At 71.4% G+C, this 18,051-nt stretch carries 12 protein-coding genes; 9 read left to right on the top strand and 3 right to left on the bottom strand.

What is annotated here, in order from left to right; all coding sequences use genetic code 11:
* Window position 1: 1 nt before the first annotated feature.
* From ACFZDA_RS14140 to ACFZDA_RS14150, 3 genes are all read right to left on the bottom strand, one after another.
* Window positions 2-3,046: a glycoside hydrolase family 38 C-terminal domain-containing protein gene (locus ACFZDA_RS14140; protein WP_391079797.1), complete on the bottom strand. Its 3,045-nt coding sequence runs from the start codon at window positions 3,044-3,046 to the stop codon at window positions 2-4.
* A 71-nt stretch (window positions 3,047-3,117) separates the two neighbouring features.
* Window positions 3,118-4,455, bottom strand: coding sequence for a 6-phospho-beta-glucosidase (locus ACFZDA_RS14145; protein WP_391079800.1), 1,338 nt, complete (start codon window positions 4,453-4,455; stop codon window positions 3,118-3,120).
* Complete coding sequence (locus ACFZDA_RS14150) at window positions 4,452-5,216, bottom strand: DeoR family transcriptional regulator (protein ID WP_391080165.1); 765 nt, start codon at window positions 5,214-5,216, stop codon at window positions 4,452-4,454. Before ACFZDA_RS14150 ends, ACFZDA_RS14145 begins: the two co-directional genes overlap by 4 nt.
* Window positions 5,217-5,380: 164 nt before the next feature.
* Between ACFZDA_RS14150 and ACFZDA_RS14155 the strand changes: the two genes are divergently transcribed.
* The 9 genes from ACFZDA_RS14155 (at window position 5,381) to ACFZDA_RS14195 (ending at window position 18,030) form a co-directional block, all read left to right on the top strand.
* The gene (locus ACFZDA_RS14155) at window positions 5,381-6,400 is read left to right on the top strand and encodes a PfkB family carbohydrate kinase (protein ID WP_391079803.1); all 1,020 of its coding nucleotides are present in this window, start codon (window positions 5,381-5,383) and stop codon (window positions 6,398-6,400) included.
* 48 nt (window positions 6,401-6,448) lie between these two features.
* Entirely contained in the window at window positions 6,449-7,726 is a 1,278-nt protein-coding gene (locus tag ACFZDA_RS14160) for an extracellular solute-binding protein (protein WP_391079806.1), read from the top strand.
* Between the two features lie 124 nt (window positions 7,727-7,850).
* On the top strand, window positions 7,851-8,735 hold the full coding sequence (locus ACFZDA_RS14165; RefSeq protein ID WP_391080168.1) for an ABC transporter permease subunit: 885 nt from the start codon (window positions 7,851-7,853) through the stop codon (window positions 8,733-8,735).
* The gene (locus ACFZDA_RS14170) at window positions 8,732-9,601 is read left to right on the top strand and encodes an ABC transporter permease subunit (RefSeq protein ID WP_391079809.1); all 870 of its coding nucleotides are present in this window, start codon (window positions 8,732-8,734) and stop codon (window positions 9,599-9,601) included. The genes ACFZDA_RS14165 and ACFZDA_RS14170 overlap by 4 nt, the downstream gene beginning before the upstream one ends.
* A gap of 149 nt (window positions 9,602-9,750) precedes the next feature.
* Window positions 9,751-10,674: an alkaline phosphatase family protein gene (locus ACFZDA_RS14175; protein ID WP_391079812.1), complete on the top strand. Its 924-nt coding sequence runs from the start codon at window positions 9,751-9,753 to the stop codon at window positions 10,672-10,674.
* Window positions 10,671-13,604, top strand: coding sequence for a glycoside hydrolase family 2 TIM barrel-domain containing protein (locus tag ACFZDA_RS14180; RefSeq protein WP_391079815.1), 2,934 nt, complete (start codon window positions 10,671-10,673; stop codon window positions 13,602-13,604). The genes ACFZDA_RS14175 and ACFZDA_RS14180 overlap by 4 nt, the downstream gene beginning before the upstream one ends.
* A 35-nt stretch (window positions 13,605-13,639) precedes the next feature.
* Window positions 13,640-15,475 (top strand): LamG-like jellyroll fold domain-containing protein, encoded by a 1,836-nt coding sequence (locus tag ACFZDA_RS14185; RefSeq protein ID WP_391079818.1) that lies wholly within the window; start codon window positions 13,640-13,642, stop codon window positions 15,473-15,475.
* 16 nt (window positions 15,476-15,491) lie between these two features.
* Window positions 15,492-17,177 carry a PHP domain-containing protein gene (locus ACFZDA_RS14190; protein WP_391079822.1) on the top strand — a complete coding sequence of 562 codons (1,686 nt, stop codon included), beginning with the start codon at window positions 15,492-15,494 and terminating at the stop codon, window positions 17,175-17,177.
* 4 nt (window positions 17,178-17,181) lie between these two features.
* The gene (locus ACFZDA_RS14195; RefSeq protein WP_391079825.1) at window positions 17,182-18,030 is read left to right on the top strand and encodes a hypothetical protein; all 849 of its coding nucleotides are present in this window, start codon (window positions 17,182-17,184) and stop codon (window positions 18,028-18,030) included.
* Window positions 18,031-18,051: the final 21 nt, after the last annotated feature.

Raw genomic sequence — 18,051 nt, forward strand, 5'->3', positions numbered from 1 at the left:
GTCAGCTCCTGCGCAGACGCAGGGTCAGGATCTGGAAGGGCCGCAGAGTGACGGGGACACCGCCGTCGCCGTCCACGCTCGCCTCCTGAAGCGGTCGCTCCAGCAGGTCGGTGATCTGCGCGCCGGCGAGCGGGAAGCCGGTGCGCAGGACGCCCTGGGCCCGGCCGCCGCGGGACTCGTAGAGCCGCACGACGACGTCGCCGGAGGCGTCGTCGGCGAGCTTGACCGCCTCCACGGTCACGCCCTCGCCCTCGACGGAGACGACCGGTGCGGGGGCACCCGCCGCGTCGGCCACCCTGAGCGGGAGGTTCAGGGCGTAGCCCTCGGCGACGGCGTCCTCGATGGTCGCGCCGGGCAGCAGCGCGTAGGTGAAGCGGTGGCGGCCCTGGTCGGCCTCGGGGTCCGGGATGCGCGGGGCGCGGACCAGGCTGAGTCGGACGGTGGTCGTGGTGCCGCCGTCCTCGCGGACCGTGCGGGAGACGTCGTGGCCGTAGGTGGAGTCGTTGATGACGGCGACGCCGTAGCCGGGTTCGCCGATGTGCACCCAGCGGTGGCCGGAGACCTCGAAGCGGGCCGCCTCCCAGCTGGTGTTGGTGTGGGTGGGCCGCTGGATGTGGCCGAACTGGATCTCGGCGGAGGAGTGCGGAGCCCGGATGTCGACCGGGAAGGCCGCCTTGAGGATCTTCTCGGTCTCGTGCCAGTCGATGTCGGTCTCGATGTCGATCCGCGGGCTGCCGGCGCGGACCGTGATCGTCTGGGTGATCTTCGAGCCCTTGCCGAAGTCCCGCTCGACGCGGATCGCTCCGATGAGCGGGTCCTGCTCGACGACCGAGACGGAGGACGCGTCGAGGAGGTCCGTGTAGCGGTTCTTGTAGTGCTTGTCGATGTCCCAGGCGTCCCAGTAGTTGGGCAGGTCGGTGTGCAGGCGGAGCAGGTTGCCCGGGTCGGCCAGGACCTCGCGGTCCGCGCGCAGGTCGCGGACGGACGCCAGGGTGCCGTCGTCGGCCACCTCCACGCGGACCAGTCCGTTGTCGAGCACCCGGCCGCTCACGGTCACCGGCTGCGGGGGCTCGGCGTCGGCGAGGGGCGCGGAGCCGCTCGCGGGCACCTCCACGTACACCGGTGCGCCGTCGGCGGTGCGGACGACCTCGGCCCGGTCGTAGGGGCTGGTGTTGAAGACGCGGGTGGTGCCGGAGCCGAGCGCGGCCACCGCCTCGGCGGTCAGGGCCTGGAGCTCGCGGGCCACGCGGGCGTACTCGGCCTCGGCCTCGCGGTGCACCCAGGCGATGGAGGAGCCGGGCAGGATGTCGTGGAACTGGTGCAGCAGCACCGTCTTCCAGAGCCGGTCCAGCTTCTCGTGCGGGTACGCGTAGCCCGGCGCGTGCAGCGCGGCCGTGGTCGCCCACAGCTCCGCCTCGCGCAGCAGGTGCTCGGAGCGGCGGTTGCCCTGCTTGGTGCGGGCCTGGGAGGTGTAGGTGGCGCGGTGCAGCTCCAGGTAGAGCTCGCCGACCCAGACGGGCGCGTCCGGGTACTCCTCGCGGGCCTTGGCGAAGAACTCGTCGGGGTGTTCGACGACGACCTTCGCGGAGCCCTCCAGGTCCGCCAGCCGGCGGGCGCGTTCCATGATCTCGCGGGTGGGGCCGCCGCCGCCGTCGCCCCAGCCGAAGGGGGCCAGGGAGCGGCTGGCGCCGCCCTTCTCCTGGTAGTTGCGGACCGCGCGGGACATCTCCTCGCCGCTGAAGCGGGCGTTGTAGGTGTCGACCGGCGGGAAGTGGGTGAAGATCCGGGTGCCGTCGATGCCCTCCCACCAGAAGGTGTGGTGGGGGAACCTGTTGGTCTGGTTCCAGGAGATCTTCTGGGTGAGGAACCACTCGTTGCCGGCGAGCTTGGCGAGCTGCGGGTAGGCCGCGTTGTAGCCGAAGGAGTCCGGCAGCCACACGCCCTTGGTCTCGATGCCGAAGTGCTCGATGAAGAACCGCTTGCCGTGGATGAACTGGCGGGCGACGGCCTCGCCGCCGGGCAGGTTGCCGTCGGCCTCGACCCACATGCCGCCGACCGGCGCCCACTGGCCCTTCTTGACCGACTCCTGGATGCGGGACCAGACCTTGGGGTAGTGGTCGCGGACCCACTCGTACTGCTGGGCCTGGGAGCAGGCGAAGATGAAGTCGTCGTACTCGTCGGCCAGGGACGTGACGTTGGAGAACGTGCGGGACGTCTTGCGCTTGGTCTCGCGGATCGGCCAGAGCCAGGCGGAGTCGATGTGGGCGTGGCCGACACCGGAGACCGTGTGCGCGCTGGCGTGCGCGGGCTTGGACAGCACCGGCTTCAGCGCTTCGCGGACGACGGCTGCGGAGCCGGAGACGTCGTCCAGGTCCAGCAGGTCCATCGCCCGGTCGAGGGCGTGCGCGATCTCGTGCCGGCGCGGGTCGTGCTCGCCGAGCTCCAGCATCAGCTCGCGCAGCACCTGGACGTCGAGGTCGAGGTGCCAGACCTCCTCGTCGAGGATGGCGATGTCGGCGCTGCGGAAGGTGTAGAGCGGCTTGTCCCCGGCGGTGCGGATGTCGCCGAGCGGGGTGGTCCTGGAGAAGTTGTCGGCGAGGATGTCCGGGTTGGAGGCGGCCTCGACCAGGTACTCGACCGTCTCGCCGCCCGTCGCCGGGTTGGCGATCGCCACGTACTGGTTGAGCGGGTTGACGGCCTTCAGCGGGGTGCCGTCCGTGAGGTGGACGAGGGCCTCGGCCTGGTTGCCGGGCCAGTCGCCCACGAATCCGAGGTCGATGACGGCCTCGACACGGCGGCCCGCCCACGCCTTCGGCACCTGGCCGCGCATGCGGAACCAGGTGGTGCCCCAGGGCGGGCCCCAGGGGGTGCCCATCGCGAACGGCGCGTACGAGGCGTCGGCGGCCTCCTCGAACGGGACCGGCTCCCCCGGGGCCTGCCAGGCCTCGACCTCGAAGGGGACGGTGGCCGCGTAGATCGCGGTCTTGATGCGCTGGTCGTGAAGGCGCTGCACGCGCTCCTCGATCCGGCGGCTTTCGTCATGCATGGGATGTCTCCAGGAAGCGGGAAGAGCGAGCAGGCGGGAAGCGGTGGGGGAAAGCGCTTACCGAGGGGCGTTCACCCAAGGTACGCCAGCCCGGGGTGGACCTCGGTGTAGCCCTCGACCAGCCTGCGGGCCACGTTGACCGAGTCGACGAGCGGGTGCAGCGCGAAGGCCTTCACGGCGGTGGCGCGGGAGCCGGAGTCGGCGGCGGCCAGCACCTCGCGCTCGACCGCCTTGACCGCGCAGACCAGACCGGTGGCGTGGCCGGGCAGCGGGTCGACGGTGACGGGGTGGGCGCCGTTGGCGTCGACGAGGCAGGGGACCTCGATGACGGCGTCCGTGTCCAGGACCGACAGGGTGCCCTGGTTGCGGACGTTGAGGATCAGGGTCGTGCGCTCGTCCCGGGCGATCGCCCGCATCAGGGCGAGGGCCACCTTCTCGTAGCCGCCGGACAGGTCGTCCTCGTCGCGTTCACCGGCACCGGCGGTCTCCCGGTTCTCGGCCATGTAGGTGGCCTCGCGCTCGGCGCGGGTCTGCTCCCAGACCTTCCACGCGGGGGCGTCCGGGTTGCTCATCTCGGCGTAGAAGCGGGCCTGCTGGTCGTGCAGGAAGGCGCCGCGGGTCTTCTCGGCCTGCTGGTAGGCCCGGACGGCTTCGCGGTTGAAGTAGTAGTAGTGCAGGTATTCGTTGGGGATCGCGCCCAGGGAGCGGAGCCAGTCGACGCCGAAGAGCTTGCCCTCCTCGAAGGAGCCGAGCAGGTCCGGGTCGGCGAGCAGGCGCGGGAGCTCGTCGCGGCCGGCGACGCGCAGGCCGCGCACCCAGCCGAGGTGGTTGAGGCCGACGTAGTCGATCCAGGCCTCCTTGGGGTTCGCGCCGAGCACCCGGGCGATGCGGCGGCCGAGGCCGACCGGGGAGTCGCAGATGCCGATGACGCGGTCGCCGAGGTGGCGGGACATGGCCTCGGTGACCAGGCCGGCCGGGTTGGTGAAGTTGATGACCCAGGCGTCCGGCGCCAGCCGGGCCACCCGCCGGGCGATGTCGACGGCGACCGGGACGGTGCGCAGGCCGTAGGCGATGCCGCCCGCGCCGACCGTCTCCTGGCCGAGGACGCCCTCGGCCAGGGCCACGCGCTCGTCGTTCGCCCTGCCCTCCAGACCGCCGACGCGGATCGCGGAGAACACGAAGTCGGCGCCGCGCAGGGCCTCGTCCAGATCGGTGGTGGCACTCACCTCGGGCGCGTCGGGGACTTCGGCCGCCTGCTCGGCGAGGACGCGCGTCACCGCGGACAGTCTCGCGGGATCCAGATCGTGCAGGACGACATGTGTCACCCGGCCCTCGGCGTGGTCCTGGAGGAGCGCCCCGTACACCAGCGGCACGCGGAATCCTCCGCCGCCCAGAATCGTCAGCTTCACGTGTGCACCCTTCCCGTCACGACGACCTCGACTCCTGCCTCCTGAAAGGAGGACCGCGTCGCCGTGTCGACCGGCTCGTTCGTCACCACCACGTCCAGTTCCTCGGGACCGCAGACCTTCGCCATCCCGTGCCCGGGGAACTTCGCCGCGTCGGCGAGCAGCACGACCTTCTCGCCCGCCTTGATCATGGCGCGCTTGACCGGCACCTCCACGACCGTCGTGTCCATGACCTGCCCGCCGGGCCGCACACCGCTGGTGCCGAGGAAGAGCCAGTCGGCGTGCAGCTGGCGCAGGTTGTCCTCGGTGAGGAAGCCCACCAGGGAGCGGTACTCGCGGCGGACCATGCCGCCGAGCAGGACCAGCTCGATGCCCTCGTCGTCGGCGAGTTCCTCGTAGACCACCAGGTTGCTGGTGATCACGGTGAGCCGGCGACCGTGCAGCTGCCGGGCCAGGCGGTAGGCCGTCGTCCCGATGTCCAGCAGCACCGACTGGCCGTCCCCGACCATCGCCGCCGCGCGCTCGGCTATGGCGTCCTTCTCGGCCACGCGCACCTCGGCGACCTCGGCGAAGGGCTGGTCGCCCTCCTCGACCACGGCGCCGCCGTGGACGCGCGTGAGCAGCCCGTCTTCTTCCAGTTTGACCAGGTCACGCCTGATTGTGGCGGGGCTCACGCCGAGTTGCTCCGAGAGGTCGGTCACGGAGGCGGGCCCGCCGGAGCGCAGGGCCCGCAGGATGAGTTGGTGTCGTCGTTCTGCCAGCACGGCGTGAACAGTACTCGTCATCCTCAATCATTTCCATGCTCACTTCTGCTCGGGTATTGACCAATCTCTTCGATCGGCGCACGATTCCGGTCACCGAAATGAAGAGTTTTGACGAGCTCGCGGGGTGGGCTCCTCGAACGCTTCCGAACGAGAGGACCCCTTCCGTGGACGACGACCGGCCCGATGTGCTGCTGACCGGGCTGCTCTTCTACGACCTCGTCCTCACGGGGCTCGGCAGGCCCCCGACCCCGGGCGAGGAGATCTGGACGACGGGCATGGGCTGCGGCCCGGGCGGCATCGCCAACCTGGCGGTGGCGGCCAGCCGCTTCGGCCTGCGCACCTCGCTGGCCACGGTGTTCGGCGACGACCTCTACGGCGAGTTCTGCCGGGACATCCTGTGCGACCAGGAGGACGTCGACCTCTCGCTCTCCCGTACGGCCGACGGTTGGCCCACCCCGGTCACCGTCGCCCTGGCGCACGGCACGGACCGTGCCCTGGTCACCCACGGCCAGGAGCCCCCGTACTCGCAGGACGTGCTGGTGGGCGACCCGCCCGCGGCGCGTACCGCCCTGGTGCACATCGAGGCGCAGCCGCGCGAGTGGCTCGCCAAGGCCGCCGCGGGCGGCACGCAGATCTACGCCGACGTCGGCTGGGACCCCAGCCAGGAGTGGTCGACGGCCCTCCTGGACCAGCTCACGCTGTGCCACGCCTTCCTCCCGAACCAGACGGAGGCCATGGCCTACACCCGCACGGACAGCGCGGTGGCCGCGCTCGGCACGCTGTCCGAGCTGGTGCCGGTCGCGGTCGTCACCCGGGGCGGGGACGGCGCGGTGGCCGTCGACCAGACGACCGGCGAGTACGCCGACGTGCCCGCCCTCGACGTGGAGGTGCTGGACGCGACGGGCGCCGGGGACGTCTTCGGCGCCGCGTTCGTCACCGCCTCGCTCGGCGGCTGGCCGCTCGAGCAGCGGCTGCGGTTCGCGGTGCTCGCCGCCGGGCTGTCCGTCCGGCACCACGGCGGGGCGCTGGCCGCCCCCGGCTGGTACGGCGTGGACCGCTGGTGGCGCTCCCTGACCGACCCCGAACTGAAGCGGACCTACGGCTTCCTGGCGGAGCGGCTCCCGGAGAACCCCGGGCCGCCCGTCGCGTACGCCCCCGTCACCCCTCCCGCACGGCAGCAGTGACCCTCACCCACCCCTCGGCACCACGAACAGGAAAAACAGGAGTGACCCGTGGACCTTTCTCGTAGAGGCTTCCTCCAGGCCGCCGCGCTCACCGCGGCCGCCTCCGGCCTGACCGTCGCATGCGGCGGCGGCTCGGGATCGGGCGGTACCAAGAACGGCAAGAGCCTCACCATGTGGTACTGGGGTGGCGCACTGAGCGACAAGGTGGTCGCGGAGGCCAAGGCGCACTTCGGCGGCCAGACCAAGCTGACCGCCGCCTCCATCGGCGGCGACTTCAAGCAGAAGCTCACCACCACGCTCGCGGCGGGCAGCTCCGTGCCCGACATCACCGGCATCAAGGGCGAGGACATCGCGTCCTTCCTGCCCAACGCCGGCCGCTTCCTCGACCTGAACGACCTGGGCTTCAAGAAGATCTCGTCCCAGTACCTGGACTGGAAGACCAAGCTCGCCCAGACCGAGGACGGCAAGCAGATCGGGTTCCCGATCGACATCGGTCCCACCGCGCTCTTCTACCGCGCGGATCTGTTCCGCAAGGCCGGGCTGCCCACCGACCCCGACAAGGTCGCCGCCGAGGCCGGGACCTGGGACGACTACTTCGCGCTCGGCTCCGAGCTGAAGAAGGCGGTGCCCGGCACCTACCTGATCAACAACATGGGCTCGGTGTTCAACATCGCGGTCGGCCAGGGCACCAAGCGGTTCATCGACGAGAACAACCACTTCATCGGCGACCAGGACCACATCCGCGCCGCGTGGACTACGGCGATCCGCCCCTACACGCTCGGCATCGACGCGAAGATCAACGACCAGACCTGGAACGCCGCCATCGGCAAGAACCTCGGCACCGAACTCGGCGCGGCCTGGCACGCGCTGGACATCGAGCAGGCCGCCCCGGGCACCAAGGGCAAGTGGCGGGTCTGTGCCACGCCCGGCGGACCGGCCAACCAGGGCGGCTCCTACCTGGCGCTGCCCAAGCAGTGCCGTAACCCCGAAGAGGCATTCAAGATCATCAGCTGGATCCTCAGCCCGGCCAACAACGCCCGCGGCTTCACCGACGCCGCCATCTTCCCCGCCTCCCCGGCCTCGTACGCCATGCCCGCCATGACGGGTCCCGACGCCTTCTTCGGCGGGCAGAAGATCATCGAGGTCTTCGGCCCGGCCGCCAAGGCCATCCCGGTCAGCTACGAGGCGCCGGCCGACGCCGCGGTCATGGCCCCCTACTTCACCGAGCTGACCAACATCGAGGCCAAGGGCAAGAAGCCCGACGCCGCCTGGAAGGACGCCGTCAGCCAGGCCAAGCAGATCGCGCGGCGACAGGGGGTGAACTGAGGTGTCCTCACCTCCGGTCACCGGTCCCGCCACGGTGCCCGAGCACCGCGGCGGGCCGGGCCCGGCCCGGTTCCGCCCGCGGCGCACCCCGCCCGCGGGCGCCGTCCGGCCGAGCCGGCGCGGGGTGCTGTCGCACTGGCGGCAGTACCTGGCGATCTCGCCGTTCTACCTGATCTTCATCGGCTTCTCCTTCTTCCCCGTCCTCTACTCGCTGTATCTGGCCTTCCAGCGCTACGACGGCCTCGGCACCAAGCAGTTCGTGGGCCTCCAGCAGTTCGAGTTCCTCTGGAACGACCCGGTCTTCTGGCTGTCGATCCGCAACACCCTGGCGATCTGGGTGCTGTCCACCGTGCCCACGCTCTTCGGGGCCCTGGTCCTGGCGACGCTGCTGCATTCGGTGCGCCGCTTCAAGGGCTTCTACCGCATCGCCCTCTACGTGCCGAACGTCACCTCGATCGTCGCCGTGGCGATCTTCTTCGGCGCGGTGTTCAGCAACAACTTCGGCCTGGTCAACGCCATCCTGGGCACGGTCGGCATCTCGCCCGTGCCGTGGCTGAGCAACCCGTGGCTGATCAAGCTGGTCATCGCGCTGCTGATGACCTGGATGTGGACCGGCTACAACATGATCATCTATCTGGCCGGTCTGCAGGCGATCCCCACCTCGATCTACGAGGCGGCCAAGATGGACGGTGCCGGCCCCGTCCGCACTTTCTTCCAGATCACCATTCCGATCATGCGGCCGATCATCCTGTTCACCGTCGTCATCTCGACCATCAACGGCCTGCAGAGCTTCAGCGAACCCCAGGTCCTCTTCGCCAGCAACGCCGCCAACCAGAACCTCGGCGGCCCTGGCCAGGCGGGCCTGACCACGCTGCTGTACTTCTACCAGTCGGCCTTCCTCAACAACGACTACGGCTACGGCGCGGCCATCGTGTGGGCCTTCTTCGTCCTGATCATGGTGCTCGTCGTCATCAACTGGCGCCTTGTGCAGCGCGGGAGGAAGGCATGACGACAGCCGACACGACGCGGCCGGCCACGGGCACGCGGCGACTGCGCCGCCCCAGGGGCCTGACCGCGCACATCCTCCTCGTTGTGGCCGTCCTGGTCTCGGTCTTCCCGTTCGTGTGGACGATCGTCATGGCGACCAACACCACCGAGGACATCTACAAGAGCCCGCCGAAGCTGACCTTCGGCTCCCATCTGCTGGAGAACATCCGGCACGTGCTGAACACCATCGACTTCTTCGGTTCGATGCTCAACACGATCGTCGTCGCCTGCGTCACCACCGTCCTGGTGCTGTTCATCGACTCGCTGGCGGCCTTCGCCTTCGCCAAGTTCGACTTCCCCGGGCGCAAGGTGCTCTTCGGCACGCTGCTGGTGTTCATGATGCTGCCGCTCCAGCTGGCCGTCCTGCCGCAGTTCATCCTCATGTCGGAGATCGGCTGGGTCGGCATGCTCAAGGCGCTGGCCCTGCCCGCCCTCGCCAACGCCTTCGGCATCTTCTGGCTGCACCAGTACATACAGAACGGCGTGCCCGACGAACTGCTCGACGCCGCGCGCATCGACGGCGCCGGGTTCTTCCGCCAGTACTGGAACATCGCGCTGCCGATGATCAAGCCCGCGCTGTCCTTCCTCGCCATCTACGCCTTCGTCAACGCCTGGAACGACTACGTCTGGCCGCTCATCGTGCTCACCGACCCCAGCCACGTCACGCTCCAGGTGGAGCTCGCCCAGCTCCACGTCGGCCACACCACCGACTACAGCATGGTCATGGCCGGAGTCCTCATGGCGGCCCTGCCGCTGGTCGTGGTCTTCGCGATCTTCGCGCGCGGCTTCATCGCGGGCGCGACCGAGGGAGCGGTGCAGGGCAGCTGACGCGCCCCTTAGGGGCGCGGGGCGGTGTCGATATGCGGCTCCGCCGCGTGGGCGCGACAAGCCACGACGGACGCGCGGTCGACAACCGTCCGCAGGCCCCGAGCTCGTGGGCGCCGGGCCGCAAGCGCGAGCGACGAGGGAGGCAAGCAGTGACGGAATGCAGCGCACGCGCCAAGGTGCTCGTCGTCGGCATGGACGGGCTCCGCCACGACCGGCTGATCCGGTCACACGCCGCCGCACCCGTGCTGCACGGTCTGATGGCCGCCGGCGCCCACGGCAGCAGCCTGCTGCCCTACGGCGAGGCGGACGGCCAGGCCGAACACGGGCCGTCGACCAGCATGGCCTACACCGACTCCGGCCCCGGCTGGTCGAGCGTGCTGACCGGGGTGTGGCCCGACCGCCACGGGGTGACCGGCAACGACTTCGCAGGCGCCGACTACACCCGCTACCCCGACTTCCTCAGCCGCGCCGTCACCGCGCGGCCCGCGCTGCGCACCGTGGCCGCGGTGTCCTGGCCGGAACTGGTCCACCGCGGCACCCTCGGCCCGGCCATCGGCCGGCGCGCGGTCCACGACGGCGAGTCCGACGGCTACGAGAGAGCGGACCGTCTCGTCGCCCGCACCGCCGCACGGTGGCTCACCGAGGACGACCCGGACATCGTGTTCGTGTACTTCGGCGCCACCGACGAGGCCGGCCACGCCACGGGCCCCCTCAGCCCCGCCTACGACCGGGCCCTGCTCGCCCAGGACACCCACCTCGGGCGGCTGCTGGACGCGATCGGCTCCCGGCGCTCCGATCCCGCCCGTGCGGACGAGCGGTGGACGGTGCTGGTCACCACGGACCACGGGCATCTCGACGCCGGCGGCCACGGCGGCGACACCCGGGCCGAGCGAGAGGTGTTCGTCGTCCTCGCCGGGCCGGGCGTGCCCGGCGGCACCCGGCTGGACACGCCCCGCCTCGTCGACATCGCCCCCACCGTCCTGGACCGTCTCGGCATTCCCGTCGACCCCGACTGGGGCCTGCGGGGCCGTGCCCTGCCCCGGCCCACCCCACCGACTTCGGAATGGTCATGAGCGACGCACTCCCCGATCCCCTGATCGCCCTGCGCCCCTGGGAGGCGCCCGAGGTGACCTCCTGGCGGCGGCTTCCGATGAACGCCGTCGACCGGAGGGCCGGGGCCGTCTGTCTGGACGGCGACTGGCGTTTCCAGCTGCTGCCCGCGCCGGACACCCCGCTCGGGGAGGTCTGGTCGTCGGCGTACGTCCCCGGTGTCTGGACCATGCAGGGCACGGACGACCTTCCGCAGTACCTGAACGTCCGCATGCCGTTCCCGGAGTTCCCGCCGGGGGTGCCCGCCGCCAATCCGACGGGCGTGTACGAGCGGGCGGTGGACGTGCCGGCCGAGTGGGCCGGGCGGCGGATCGTGCTCCAGGTCGGGGCCGGGGAGAGCGTGCTGCTGGTGCACGTGGACGGGCGGCCCGCCGGGATCTCCAAGGACTCCCACCTGGCCGCCGAGTTCGATCTGACCGAGGTCGTGCGCCCCGGGGAGCGGGCCACCCTGCGCCTGACCGTCGTGAAGTGGTCGGACGCCTCGCACGTCGAGGACCAGGACCAGTGGTGGCACGGCGGTCTCACGCGCTCGGTGCTGCTGTACGCCACCGACCTGCTGTATCTCGCGGACGTGACCGTGCGGGCCCGGCGGGACGGCGACCTGACGGTGGACTGCCGGGTGCGGGACGCGGGCGGCGCCCTGCCCGAGGGCTGGTACGTCAGCGGGGAACTGGACGGGGTGCTGCTCATGCAGGACGCCGCGTTCGACCGGGCCAACGCCGAGGACGAGCGCGTCTCCGCCTTCCTCGGCGAGGCCCGGCTGCGGGCCGCCGTGCCGGACGTGCGCACCTGGAACGCCGAGACGCCCGAGCTGTACGGCCTGACCGTCCGCCTGCACCGCGCCGACGGCACCGTCGCCGACACCTCCCGGCACCGCGTCGGCTTCCGCGACGTCGAGATCACCGGCCGGGACCTGCTGGTCAACGGCGAGCGCGTGTTCATCCGGGGCGTCAACCGGCACGACTTCCATCCGCTGACCGGCCGGACGGTGTCGTACGACGACATGCGCGCGGACCTCGTCCTGCTGAAGCGGTTCGGCTTCAACGCGATCCGCACCGCCCACTACCCGAACGACCCGGCACTGTACGACCTGGCCGACGAGCTCGGCTTCTACGTCGTGGACGAGGCCGACATCGAGTCCCATGACCACGCCCACGAGATCGCCGACGACCCGCGCTATCTGGGCGCCTTCGTGGACCGGGTCGCACGGATGGTGCTGCGGGACAAGAACCACCCGTCCGTCATCATCTGGTCGCTGGGCAACGAGTCCGACTACGGCGCGAACCACGACGCGGCCGCGGGCTGGGTCCGCCGGCACGACCCGACCCGGCCGGTGCAGTACGAGGGCGCGGCCAAGCTCGGCTGGGCCGATCCCGGCCTGGCCTCCGACATCGCCTGCCCGATGTACGCCCCGCTGGAGGAGTGCCTGGCGCACGCCATGTCCGGGACTCAGACCAAGCCGCTCATCCAGTGCGAGTACTCGCACGCCATGGGCAACAGCAACGGCACGCTCGCGGACCATTGGGCGGCCATCGAGGCCACCCCGGGTCTTCAGGGCGGGTTCATCTGGGAGTTCTGGGACCACGGCATCCTCCAGCGTGTGAACGACGGCAGACCGGCCGGGCGTGGGGGCGCCGGGCTCCATGACAACGGTGTCGCCGCGCCCGGGCACCGCTGGGCGTACGGCGGCGACTTCGGGGAGAGCGACCACGACGGCGCCTTCGTCGCCGACGGGGTCGTCTTCCCCGACCGGACCCCCAAGCCCGTGCTGTTCGAACACCGGGAGATCGCGGCGCCGCTGCGCGTCGAGTGCTTCCGGCACGAGGGCGTGGTGCTGGGCAACCACCAGCACTTCCGGGGCCTGGACTGGCTGTCCGGCGAGTGGGAGCTGTCCCTCGCCGACGGCGGCACCCGGACCGCCCCCGCCGTGCTGCCCGCTCTGCGGCCGGGCGAGACTGCCGCCGTACCGCTGCCGTTCGAGCTGCCGGAGGACGGCGGCGAGGCATGGCTGACGCTGCGGGTCACGACGGCCCGGGACGAGCCGTGGGCGCCGCGCGGCACGGTCGTGTGCCTGCCGCAGGTGCGGCTGCGGGCGGCGGAACCGGTGCGGCACACCCCCGTCACGAACCACCCGGTCGAGGTCGGCGAGGACGGGCTGCTGGTCCATCCGCTGCTGACGGCCGGACCCATGCTGTCGCTGTGGCGGGCGCCCACCGACAACGACGAACGGGGCGGCATGGCGGCCCGCTGGCGGGACTGGGGGCTCGACGCGCTCACCCGCGAGGTCGTCGCCGTCCGGCGTGACCCCGGGCGGGTGGAGGTGGTCTGCGACTACCTCGGCCCGGGCGGGACCGTCCGGCACGAGCAGGTGTTCACGGCGGTCGAGGGCGGGCTGCTCGTGGAGGAGTGCGCCGAGCTGCCCGAGGCGCTGGACGACGTGGCCCGGGTCGGGTCGGTCTTCGAGACGGCCGCCGGGCTGAATCTGCTGGAGTGGTTCGGGCAGGGCCCCTGGGAGTCGTATCCGGACCGGGGAGCGGGGGCGCCGGTCGGCCACCACTCGCTGCCGGTGGACGAGTTGTTCACGCCGTATCTGCGGCCGCAGGAGAGCGGCGGGCGGCACGGCGTGCGGCGGTTCACGCTGTCCGCGCCGGACGCGACCGGGCTCGCGGTGCGGCTGGACCGGCCCCGCCAGGTCTGCGTGACCCGGCATCGCGCGGCCGACCTCGCCTCGGCCGCGCATCACGACGAACTGGTGCCGCGGGCGGGGTGCGTGGTGCACATCGACGCGGCGCACCGCGGTCTCGGCACGGCCTCCTGCGGGCCCGACACCTTCGCCGCCTATCTCGTCCCGGCCGGCGTCCATCGCTGGAGCTGGGCACTGCGCGTTCTCTGAGTTCTCCCCCTCTCAACTCCACCTCTGGAGCACCCGTGTGCACTTCGCATGATCACGACCCGGGCGAGGCCCCCCAGGCCGGCGCCGGAAGACGCGGTTTCCTGCGCGCCACCGCCCTGCTCGGCGCGACCGCCGCGACGGTGGCCGCGCTGCCGGCGGTCACCGCCCAGGCGGCACCGGCGCGTTGGCGCCCCGACCCGGGCAGCCGCCGCTTCACGCTCGCCGTGATGCCGGACACGCAGTACCTCTTCGACGGCCCCAGCATCGACAGGGCTCCGGTCGAGGCGTCGCTGCGCTATCTGCTGGAGCACGGCGGGGAGGAGAACCTCGTCTTCCTGTCCCATCTGGGGGACCTCACGCAGAACGGCGCGAAGGAGGAGTTCGCCGCGATCGGCGAGGCGTTCTCGCTGCTGGACCGGCGGGGCGTCGGCTACAGCGTCCTGGCCGGCAACCACGACGTGAAGTCGTCGACCACCGACCAGCGGGGTGCGACGCCGTATCTGGACGCCTTCGGGCCCGAGCGGTTCAAGGGGCAGCGGACCTTCGGCGGTGCCTCCCCGGACGGCTACAACACCTTCCACCTGTTCACCGCGGGCGGCCGGGAGTGGCTGGTGCTCGCGCTGGACTGGCGGCTGTCGCCGCAGGGCTACGCGTGGGCGAAGGAGGTCCTGGCGCGGCACCCGAAGACGCCCGTGATCCTCACGACGCACGAACTGGTCGCCGAGGACGACTCGTTGTCGGCCTACGGGCAGCAGCTGTGGGACCAGTTGATCGATGACCACGACCAGATCTTCCTCACCCTCAACGGGCACTACTGGCCGGCCGCCCGCGCGACCCGCGAGAACGCGGCCGGGCACGACGTCCATCTGCATCTGACGAACTACCAGAACCGCTACTTCGGCGGTGCGGCGATGATCCGCCTCTACCGGTTCGACCTGGACCGGAACGTCATCGACGTGGAGACCGTCTCCCCGTGGATCCTGGGCCGGGCCGGGAAGGGGCTCAACGAGCTGGAGCGGCAGGAGATGGAGCTGAGCGGCGACGCCGACCGGTTCTCCGTCGAGATCGACTTCGAGGAGCGCTTCTCCGGCTTCGCGCCCGTGCCCCCGCGTCCGGCGCGGCCGGCCTCCACGATGCTGGTCCCGGGCACGGTGGCGTACTGGCGCTTCGAGAAACCCGTCGACGGCACGGCCGGCACGGTCCGGGACCTGTCCGGGCGCGGCAACGACCTCTCGCTCGTCACGGTGGGCGGCGGCGCGCTGGGCTGGTCGGCGGACCACCACCCCGACCAGCCCGGCCACGGCAGCCTGGAGTTCGAGGGCTTCAAGTCACCGCTGAAGGGCGCCTACCTGCGCACGGTCGACGGGGCCCCGCTCAACTCGGCCACGTTCGGGGACGGTTACACCATCGAGGCGTTCTACCGGCTGCCCGCCGACTGGGACCCGGACCACAACGCCTGGTCGGGCCTGGTGAGCCGCACGGGCACCGGCGGTGCCGCCGGGAAGACCGCCGACGACCCCGACGAGCCGCTGGCCACGCTGTCCCTGTCCAACGACCGCGAACCCCAGTGGGCGATGCGCCCGCTCAACCAGCAGGGCATCGCCACCAACTGGGGCCAGGAGACACCGCTTCAGACCTGGTGGCACCTCGCGGTCGTCAACGAGGGCCGGCACACCACGCTGTACGTCGAGGGCTGCCCGGTCGTGCGCAACCCCAAGGCGCCCTCCGTCGGCATCACCTCCGTCGGCCTGCCGTGGCTGCTGGGCGGCTACGAGTACGCCGGCACGATCGACCAGATCTTCCACGGCCGGCTCGGCGACGTCCGGATCGTCGCGCGGGCGCTGCCCGTCACCTCCTTCATGAACCACTGACCTCCAGGGAACCGTCATGACAGAGCAGCAGCTGCCCGCCTGGGCCGACCCGTCCGTCTCCCCCGCCGCCCTCGACGCGCAGGGCGTCTCCCGACGCGGGCTCCTGCGCCGCGCGGGCCTGTTCGGCGCCGCGTTCGCCCTGGGCTCGGCGACGACGACCCCGGCCCTGGCCGCCGACAGCGCCGACGGCGGCGGACGGCTCGGCGGCGAGGACCCCCGCCTCGCCTACCTCGTCGGCGACCACCACATCCACTCCGTCTACAGCCACGACGCCAAGTACACCTTCTCCCAACTGGCCGCCGCGGGCGCGAAGTACGGCCTGGACTGGATGGTGTTCACCGAGCACTCCAACTTCGGGCACGCCGACTTCGGAGCCGCCCTGGAGCACCAGGAGATCCTCAGAGCCCGAGCGGAGAACCCGCGTCAGCTGGTCTTCCAGGGCCTGGAGTGGTACATCCCGGCGGCCGAGCACTGCACGGTGTTCACCCCGCCCGGCCGGAACGAGGTCGACCTCCTCACCCGGTTCGAACGCGCCTACGACGGCAAGCTCCTCGGCTACGACAAGGGCGGCCCCGCCGACGCGGACACCACCCGCAACGAGGCGCACGCCGTCAAGGCCCTCAAGTGGCTGGCGGAGCAGCGCCGTTCGGGCTATGTCGACGACGTGCTGGTCATCGCCAACCATCCCCTGCGGCTCGGCATCGACTCCCCGCACGAGATGCGCGCCTGGCGGGACGCGGCACCCGGGATCATGATCGGTATGGAGGGCGCGCCGGGCGCCCAGGGTGCCGCCATCCCCGGCTGGCGCGGCGCCGCCGCCATCCGCGGCGAGTACGAGAACAAGCCGTCCGCGCAGTCCTGGCCCGGCTACCCGGCGGACGCCTATGTGACGTACGGCGGCTTCGACTGGGCGACCGCCACCGTCGGCGGCCTGTGGGACTCGATGCTCGCCGAGGGGCGGCTGTTCTCGGTCACCACCAACTCCGACGCCCACCGGATCGTCTTCGACACCTGGCGGAACGGCGACTGGCAGCCCGGCCAGACCTTCGACAGCACCGGGAAGCTGCCCGACCCGGTGAACACGGACACCCCGCAGCCCGGCAGCGACTTCTGGCCCGGCGAGTTCAGCCGGACGCACGTGGGCGTGACCCGCTACGGCTACCGCGCGGTCATGGCGGGCCTGCGGGCGGGCCGGGTCTGGCTCGACCACGGGCATCTGCTCGACGGGCTCGACGTCCGGCTGAAGCGCGAGGGCGACCGGGGCCGGGGGGTGACGCTGGGCGGCCGGCTGCGGGTCCGCAAGGGCGAGAAACTCAGCCTGAACGTGACCGTGACGACCGCCTCGCGGCCCAACCCGCAGGGCATCCTGCCCGAGTTGGCGCACGTGGACGTCATCCGCGGCGCGGTGCGCGGCCCGGTCGCCGACCGCGACACCTGGAAGGCCCCCGACACGCGCGTCGTCCGCTCGCAGGACGTCACCGGCCGCACGGGCACCTACACCCTGCGCATCCCGCTGACCGCGGGCGAGGAGTCCTTCTACGTCAGGCTGCGCGGCAGCGACGGCAACCGGAACGGCACGGGCTACCTCGGCGCCTCGGTCGACCCGCACGGGCCCGTTCCGCACACGCCCGGGGACGGTGACCCGTGGGCGGATACGTGGTTCTATGCGAACCCGGTATTCGTCGACGTGGAAGGTGCCTGACCTGATGAGACGTCAACTGCTCGCCACCACCGCGTTATTGGGTGCCTTCGCGCGGGGCACCGGCACGGCCTCGGCCGCCGGTGCCCCGCGGTGGGCCGAGACCGGAACGGCGTACACCGACAGCCTCGGCGGCGGGCAGGGCCTGGCCGCCCGCGCGGACGGCTCCCTGCTGTACCGCGGACTGGCCTCCATCCCCCTGGACCTGCGGGTCAAGGGCTGGAACCACATAGGCGACCCGGACATCGCGCGCGGCCATGTCTTCGACGCCTACCAGGGACCCGACACGGCCACGTCCAAGATGTTCGCGGTCACCACCCCGGCCGGGAAGCGCTACGAGTACGTCCACCCGCTGAACCCGGGCGAGAAGCTGAACAACTCCTTCGCCGCCGTCTCACCCGACGGTCAGTGGCTGGTCTCGGGCGAGTGGGGCACACAGAACCGGCTCCAGGTCTTCCCGGCGCCCCTGCTCAACCCCTCCACACCGCCCACCGGCGGCGAGCTGAAGGAGGCCGGGCAGATCACCCTGGACAAGCCGGTGCGCGACATCCAGGGCTGTGACTTCGTCACCGACACCCGCCTGCTGTGCACCTCCAACGACGCCTCGGGCACCCTCTTCCCGGAGATCCGGCCGCTGCTCCAGGTCGACCTGCCCCACAAGCCGGACGGGCAGCCGGTCACCGCCGCGGTGACGAGCCTGTTCGCACTGCCGCAGCGCAGCGTGTGCACGGGCGCCTTCGAGACGGAGGGCGTCGACTACGACGCGAACAGCGGCACCCTGCGGGCACAGGTGATCCCGCCCGGCGTGTGCGCGGTGACGACGGCCGTCCACGCGTACCAGCAGGTCACGGACTGATCGGGCGGAGGTACGGTGGGC

Origin of the sequence: Streptomyces sp. NPDC007991, from assembly GCF_042958445.1 — a bacterium.
GTDB lineage: Bacteria > Actinomycetota > Actinomycetes > Streptomycetales > Streptomycetaceae > Streptomyces.

Bases quoted from the DNA above. Each gene is read 5' to 3' on its own strand.
- ACFZDA_RS14140 (WP_391079797.1), bottom strand. From the start codon at position 3,046: ATGCATGACGAAAGCCGCCGGATCGAGGAGCGCGTGCAGCGCCTTCAC.
- ACFZDA_RS14170 (WP_391079809.1), top strand. From the start codon at position 8,732: ATGACGACAGCCGACACGACGCGGCCGGCCACGGGCACGCGGCGACTG.
- ACFZDA_RS14180 (WP_391079815.1), top strand. From the start codon at position 10,671: ATGAGCGACGCACTCCCCGATCCCCTGATCGCCCTGCGCCCCTGGGAG.
- ACFZDA_RS14190 (WP_391079822.1), top strand. From the start codon at position 15,492: ATGACAGAGCAGCAGCTGCCCGCCTGGGCCGACCCGTCCGTCTCCCCC.
- ACFZDA_RS14195 (WP_391079825.1), top strand. From the start codon at position 17,182: ATGAGACGTCAACTGCTCGCCACCACCGCGTTATTGGGTGCCTTCGCG.